At 33.4% G+C, this 5,317-nt stretch carries 8 protein-coding genes and 1 pseudogene; all 9 read right to left on the bottom strand.

The annotated features are described in order from the left end of the window. Positions 1-218, bottom strand: a pseudogene (locus GMD3S_RS11085) (hypothetical protein); the annotation flags it as partial. Between the two features lie 164 nt (positions 219-382). Then, the gene (locus GMD3S_RS0209985; RefSeq protein ID WP_000865033.1) at positions 383-1,045 is read right to left on the bottom strand and encodes a DUF443 family protein; all 663 of its coding nucleotides are present in this window, start codon (positions 1,043-1,045) and stop codon (positions 383-385) included. 59 nt (positions 1,046-1,104) lie between these two features. Further along, positions 1,105-1,776 (bottom strand): hypothetical protein, encoded by a 672-nt coding sequence (locus tag GMD3S_RS0209980; protein ID WP_000713811.1) that lies wholly within the window; start codon positions 1,774-1,776, stop codon positions 1,105-1,107. A 71-nt stretch (positions 1,777-1,847) separates the two neighbouring features. Continuing rightward, positions 1,848-2,819 carry a DUF6892 domain-containing protein gene (locus GMD3S_RS0209975; protein WP_000481649.1) on the bottom strand — a complete coding sequence of 324 codons (972 nt, stop codon included), beginning with the start codon at positions 2,817-2,819 and terminating at the stop codon, positions 1,848-1,850. Positions 2,820-3,116: 297 nt separating this feature from the next. After that, on the bottom strand, positions 3,117-3,245 hold the full coding sequence (locus tag GMD3S_RS10855) for a hypothetical protein (RefSeq protein WP_000900078.1): 129 nt from the start codon (positions 3,243-3,245) through the stop codon (positions 3,117-3,119). Positions 3,246-3,285: 40 nt separating this feature from the next. Next, complete coding sequence (locus GMD3S_RS0209965; protein ID WP_000573132.1) at positions 3,286-3,903, bottom strand: SAP domain-containing protein; 618 nt, start codon at positions 3,901-3,903, stop codon at positions 3,286-3,288. A 104-nt stretch (positions 3,904-4,007) separates the two neighbouring features. After that, complete coding sequence (locus GMD3S_RS10850) at positions 4,008-4,136, bottom strand: ADP-ribosylglycohydrolase (RefSeq protein WP_000899999.1); 129 nt, start codon at positions 4,134-4,136, stop codon at positions 4,008-4,010. Positions 4,137-4,147: 11 nt separating this feature from the next. Beyond that, the gene (locus GMD3S_RS0209955; protein WP_000668461.1) at positions 4,148-4,954 is read right to left on the bottom strand and encodes an alpha/beta fold hydrolase; all 807 of its coding nucleotides are present in this window, start codon (positions 4,952-4,954) and stop codon (positions 4,148-4,150) included. A gap of 154 nt (positions 4,955-5,108) precedes the next feature. Continuing rightward, positions 5,109-5,317, bottom strand: a 209-nt coding sequence (locus GMD3S_RS11080) for a CPBP family glutamic-type intramembrane protease (RefSeq protein ID WP_337459732.1), incomplete at its 5' end; no start/stop codon positions are given.

Genomic DNA, 5,317 nt, shown 5'->3' with positions numbered 1-5,317 from the left:
TCTAAGTCCATATACAGTAACTTAGTACCACTCCTTACATACCCTCTTCTGATTAGTGCAATGAAAAGAAATAAGAGTGCATTTATGAATAAAATACAAAGGGTTTGAATAGTCCTATCTTTCACCATCCAAGCTACAAAAAGAATGAGAAGAACAGCCAAAACAATCACGACTTTTCTATAAAATCCATATTTCTTGCGTATTTCTAAATAATTCATTTTTACTCCTTTTCTAAATTATAAAATGTCATTACGAGAGCAGTTCTGAACCTTAAATGAGTCATTGACTAACAAAATGCTCTCTAATCAGTTCCCTAATTTTTTCTGATAGAATAGCCCAATGTGACCTGCAAAATAGGATCATAAACAGCTTTCATCTTAATTTATAACTTCTCTATTCTATCAAAAATAATCTCTTGCTTTTCGACACTTTCTCGGAGTGGTGACATGCCTAAAATCACTGTAAAAAATCCCAATAATAGAATACTATTAATAACAAGTAAGGCTCCCTCTGTTCCATTAACAGTATATAGATAAAATACAAAACATCCAAGAGTCGGAACAAGGATAAAAGGAAGAAGTTTGTAATGTTTTAATTGACGTTTATTTCCAACTGGTTTAAAGGTTATTTTATAATTTGTAACGTTATTCTCAAGTCTTTTTTGGACGCTATGACGAGCTCTTATGGCAATGAACCAGAAAGCAAGATAAGCTAGGGAAATGAATAGGCCATATAAGCCTATCTTTAAAGGAAGGTTATGACTAATCCCATTGTTTCTAAAAAAATTTGTCACAAGCCGATAGCCAGATCCCCCTATTGCTGTACCAATTGCAATCCCAATTGATTTACTCATAGTTGGAGCTACACTCTCAAAACGCATATCTCTTTTATCTAACTTTTGCATTTTTGCAGTAATTTCATCGGGAAGAGAACCCCAGAAATAGGATTTTGGTCTAACAGTCGTCAAATCTAGAATATACTTTTCTCCCTCTACTTCTACTATTTTGAAAAATACTTTATTCGTTTCTTTAAATTTTACCTTCATAGTCACCTTTAAATCCTTCTCAGAGTTAAAAAACTCTTTTCAATAACATTCCTAAATCGTTAGCCCCGTTTTTTAATAATAGTTAAACCAATTTTGACAGACATCTCTTTCGATGTTAACTGTATTGTGATCCCATAATTTGTTTTATCTGAGTAATTTACCCTGATTTGGCATGTAGTTTCCTCTGGTAGATCATATTTGATTTTCAGTTTCTGAAAGAGTTCAGACTGAGTTTCTGGCTGGTAGATAATTTCACTAAGCTCTGTTGTTCCAGTTCTTAACGTTCTTTTTACATTCAAGGAGTCAAAAACATCTCTTTTGACAACTAAGTTAAGAATTTCTTCATCAAATAAAGGATCTATCGCTGAATCGTAATGCAACTTGCCATTAGAATAACTAACGGGAACCGTTTTTTTATTTTCTCCGATTTGTATTCTATAGTCGCCCTTACCATCTGCCTTGGTAATGTCTAGGTCGATTTCACATCTTTTGACTTCGTCACCATTTTTTATATAGACGCTGCTTTTATAAGCTTCCAGCCCATTAAAATCCTTCTGCTCTTGTTCCAAAAATTTAAACATAGGATCAAACGTTTTTTCAAACTCGTACTGTTCCCTTGTTCTGTTTTTGGGAATGGTTTCACCACCCAAACTACAAGCATTCAATGAAGATGCTGTCATAAGAATAACAAGAACCCCAGTTACCCATAAACACCATTTAAACTTTTTCATATTTTACTTAATCCTTTTTTCGAGTCATAACAGTAAGATTTTTTCAAAAATTTATAAATGTTTAGTTAAACTTACACTAGTTCTACGTCGACTCCAGCTTTAGCAAAAGTTTCCTTAACTTGTTCAAAATTACTTGACATGATTGTCGCTTGTTTTAAATTTGGGAACTGCTTTAATTCAACCAAACTAACCTCATTCAAATCAAAAGTACTATCCTCACCATCCCACTGAGGAATCAGATTCATAAAAATTTCATTACCGCCATCCATATCAATCTCTTTTACAAGACTTGCATACTTCTGTGAAATCTGAAGATTTTTAAAGTATTCTAAGGCAGGCTCTACAAGTTCTGTACTTTCTGTATCAATATCCAACTCGCTAAATTCCTCTGAAAAATCAAAAATATCAAAAGCTGGCTTTAAAATATCTAAATCATACATCAATACTTGGATAATAGCTAGTTTAAAATTCAGATTATCAAAATGAAGATATTTTTCTTGAACAACTTTTGGATTTGATTTTTGACGTTCATGCTTGATTTCTGGATAGTAAGAAATGGTGAGTGGATATCTCATTACATCTGGTCTTCCATTAAAATTGGTTCCATGAGGGGTCCATAAAATAAAATTGAAATCCCCAGTTCTGTGTCTATCATAAAGAAAATAGGGAGGCTTCCCATCAGTGGATACTACGGCTTGACAAGGCATCTTGGGTAATTCTTCTTCTCCAAACATAGGTTTTACAACATCACCATAGTAGAAACTGATTGTAGAAAGTAGATGCTCATCATCAATATAGACCCTGCATTTCTTTAAATGATTCCGGATAGAAGACGAATGTTCAAATACAATACCAGCATTGTCGTAAACGTACTTTATGTATTTACTTTCTTTTTTGACAACCTGATCAGGCTTTCCTAACACGGCCTCAATATCTTTCAAAGATAAAGGAAAAGACAAGCTGGTTCCGTTCATTACCATTGAATTGTCATGAAAATTGATTTCGAGGTTTTTAGGATCTTTCTTTTTAAAAAAATTAAACATTCGATTCTCCTATTTATAATTTGTTTATCTAAATGCATCAAATCTATTTTTCTAACGTTAGAAAATTTACTGTATAAAATAAGGTTTTGCCGTATTTTTCGTCCGTAGGATTAAAAAAGCAGGAAGCCTTCTGAAAATTAATTACTCTTCACTAATAGACTTACCGCCTCAACATGATGCGTTTGTGAAACTCAAAAGGTTCGGGGAGTTCAAAGCTCCAGTGGAGCTTTGAAGCCTTCTTGCGTTAAAATGAAAAGGTGAGAGGATTAGCTACGTTTCACTAACAAACTCAGACACTCAGCGGTTCGAACTTACCGTATCATCTGTAAAAAAGCAGTCTTTCCGAAATAATGGAAAGTCTTTCGTTTTGATATTGTTCCATTCATAAACTGAACCTACAATATCTCCAACTATTGCTCCTAGCATGGTATTCCTCCTTACAAACTATTAGTTTAGACTGACATTTCTACTTGACATACTCGTCTATTTTATCAGCATATTTAGTTAAAAGATTCTTTGAATAAATTTTTGCATTACTTGAATTTCTAACTTCTTTCCAAAGAATAGAAGCTACTTTTAGTTTATTAGAGTAGTTGGCACTATTTTCGTCTGCACAGAAATCCTTTAGAAATTGATTCCATTGACAAACCGAATGATCATACTTGGCATAATCTGAATCTCCATAATAGACTTTTAGCATATCTTGGATTGTGAAATTCAAATCATTTTCTTTTTTTACTTTTCTCCAAGCTGTAGCCATATCAGCAGTAAATTTAAAGGGCGAAACACCTGTTAAAGTTGAGAAATATTCTCTAAAGTGTGCATTAAAGGAGAATCCACATTCAAGTAAGGGCGAATCTAAGGTAACGACTTCTACTCGTTTCTTATTTTTTTTTACTGATGACTTTTTAATCAAATTCCCCTTGAAGTACTGCTCAATAATATCATTGAGTTCCTGTTTTGTACCTCTATATTCAAGTCCTAATGACCTGCATATCTGTGAAAGTTCATCACGATACCAGTAATATTTATTAAATTCATCAAAGGATGAGATTTTTTCAAACATAGGTCTGCTTTCTATCAATATTTCACCTCCTTAAAAACAGTTTAGGTTTTCATCTCAAAATAATGGAGTTTTAGTTTCTTTATTTTGAGGATTAACTACGTTTCACTAACAAACTCACACACTCAGCGGTTCGAACTTACCGTATCATCCGTGAAAAAACAATCCTCACAAAATAAAGGAAAATCCTTCGTTTTGATATTGTTCCATTCGTAAACAGAACCTACAATGTCTCCAATAATTGCTCCTAGCATCCGTTTCCTCCTTATGGCATATCAGATTCGTTACACATTTCTAATGAGTCACTCTTTAAAAATGGCACCACCAAATCAATCCACTCATAAGGCAGGTAAGCTGATAAATAGCCGTGATTATAGCCCTTTGCTTCATACAAAATTGTATTTGAATGTAGCTGATGAAATAATTTCGCTGATTCTTTCACACAGTTCAATTCTTTTTCACCATAAATATACAGAACCTGAGCCTTGCTAGCAGAAATCATATCTTTCAGCTTGTAACATCCCATATAGTTTTTGTAAATGGTCACCAATGTTTTGATAGGCGTCCTTGGCAAATCCTCCAAATAATAAGTTTTTATTTCCTCTGGATAAGCCAGTTTAGGATAGAATTTGTTCATCATGCTTAACTGAAGTTTGCAAGAGAATTTATTGAACATCAGTTTACCAAATAGAGACACTAGAAAGATGCTGATTTTAGCTAACCTTAGTTGAGGAATGCAGAGGCTTCCATCTATGATGGCCTTCTCAGCAATTTCACTGTCTAAAGACAAAAGCTCCATAGCAATTTGACCACCAAGCGAAACACCACCGATTGCAAACAATTTCCCACCACAGTTTGCTTTGATATAGTCCAGAATCTCCAAAGCAGAATCTTCAGTAGAAACATAATCAACTTGATATTCCTCGCCGTGGCCATTCAAAGTGGGTAGAATAACACGGTATTCTTCTGACAAGATTCGTGCTTGACGAAGATAATTCCACCAAGAACTTCCACCACCATGTATCAGTAAAATAGGAGGCAAATTCTTATCACCAAATTCATGGAATTTCATGTTTAAACTCCTTACTGTAGAACTTTCACTAGCTACACCCATGTTTAATCAGCTCGTACAAGCAGTGATGTCTCATCAAATAGAAAAGTCTCTAACATTGATTATCTAGAATGATCACACGTTACTTTCAATAATGGATATCCTGATCTAAATTTTAAAATGTTGTTTCCTTACTAATTCTATTACTCGCCAATATAGTATAAATCAAATAACCAATAAAAATGATAATAAAAATAAGATTAATTTTTAACACAAAATAGAGATTTAACAAATTTGCGAATGCATGAAATAATACACAGTATCCCACAGATTTCGTTTGACGGTAAAGAAGCCCTAAAACAAAACTTAAAAATAATGTATATA

The sequence above is a fragment of the Streptococcus sp. GMD3S genome, assembly GCF_000298695.2.
In the GTDB taxonomy this organism is placed as follows: domain Bacteria; phylum Bacillota; class Bacilli; order Lactobacillales; family Streptococcaceae; genus Streptococcus.
This window is presented reverse-complemented; position numbering and strand designations above follow the sequence as displayed.

Bases quoted from the DNA above. Each gene is read 5' to 3' on its own strand.
- GMD3S_RS0209980 (WP_000713811.1), bottom strand. From the start codon at position 1,776: ATGAAAAAGTTTAAATGGTGTTTATGGGTAACTGGGGTTCTTGTTATT.
- GMD3S_RS0209975 (WP_000481649.1), bottom strand. From the start codon at position 2,819: ATGTTTAATTTTTTTAAAAAGAAAGATCCTAAAAACCTCGAAATCAAT.
- GMD3S_RS10855 (WP_000900078.1), bottom strand. From the start codon at position 3,245: ATGCTAGGAGCAATAGTTGGAGATATTGTAGGTTCAGTTTATGAATGG.
- GMD3S_RS0209955 (WP_000668461.1), bottom strand. From the start codon at position 4,954: ATGAAATTCCATGAATTTGGTGATAAGAATTTGCCTCCTATTTTACTG.
- GMD3S_RS10850 (WP_000899999.1), bottom strand. From the start codon at position 4,136: ATGCTAGGAGCAATTATTGGAGACATTGTAGGTTCTGTTTACGAATGG.
- GMD3S_RS0209985 (WP_000865033.1), bottom strand. From the start codon at position 1,045: ATGAAGGTAAAATTTAAAGAAACGAATAAAGTATTTTTCAAAATAGTA.